The sequence below is a fragment of the Bartonella senegalensis OS02 genome (assembly GCF_000312545.1).
Classification (GTDB): domain Bacteria; phylum Pseudomonadota; class Alphaproteobacteria; order Rhizobiales; family Rhizobiaceae; genus Bartonella; species Bartonella senegalensis.
In genome coordinates this window covers 1-669 of the sequence record NZ_HE997564.1, presented here as the reverse complement: position 1 = coordinate 669, position 669 = coordinate 1, and the positions used below count along the sequence as shown (strand labels likewise).

Annotated in this window: 1 protein-coding gene and 1 pseudogene; one reads left to right on the top strand and one right to left on the bottom strand. The window is 49.3% G+C overall.

Annotated features, from left to right (window positions below):
* Nucleotides 1–350, top strand: a pseudogene (locus BN200_RS08405) (hypothetical protein); the annotation flags it as partial.
* Between the two features lie 42 nt (nucleotides 351–392).
* On the opposite strand, the gene BN200_RS09495 reads toward BN200_RS08405, so the two are convergent.
* On the bottom strand, nucleotides 393–669 hold a 277-nt coding region (locus BN200_RS09495), incomplete at its 5' end, for a hypothetical protein (protein ID WP_210160882.1).

Here is a 669-nt window from a genome sequence, read left to right as displayed (position 1 = left end):
TTACTTTGATTTTTCTTTATAGAGCTGCCAAGCGCCACCTAGTGACAGGGTGGATGTTTTGGAGGTGGGTCGTATCGTATGGCATTCTTGCCACCTACTTCTGGTTTGTTTCTGCCGGTGTGGCGAGTGGAGCTGTTCGCTTGGAGTGGTTATTGAAGGGGGCGGTGTTTTCCTGCATTTTTGCTGCTATCCTTGGTTCGTTGCATCTGGACGTAAAGAGTCTGCCTGCCCCCTGGGGGGTGTTTTTGAAGGTAGTGGCTTTTTCCTGCATTTGGGGACTTATCCTTTTGTTTGTTTCTTTGGGAGCGGGGCATCTTGGTTTGAGTTGGCTTTGTTTGATTCTTGAATGAGAAGTAGGCGCTCGGCATCAGTGCATTTCTCTGCCTTTTTCTTTATGAGGGAGAAAGGTGTGTTCTTGTGGTGGGGGAGATATTCTTGCGATAGGCGGTGTTTTGGTGCATTGGGAGTGTTGTCCTTTGGCTGTGATTATGGAGAGCGCTTTGGCTTTCGAGGGGACGGCGTGCGTTGAGAGCGCGGGGACTTTCTTCTTGAAAGGATAGGCGTTTTGCTGCATGACGGCTATTCTCTTTGATTTTACTGCTGTGGGGGGCTTGATGCCCCAGAGTTCGTGGTTTTTGCCATTTTGGGTGCTGTTCTGTCTTTTTGCTG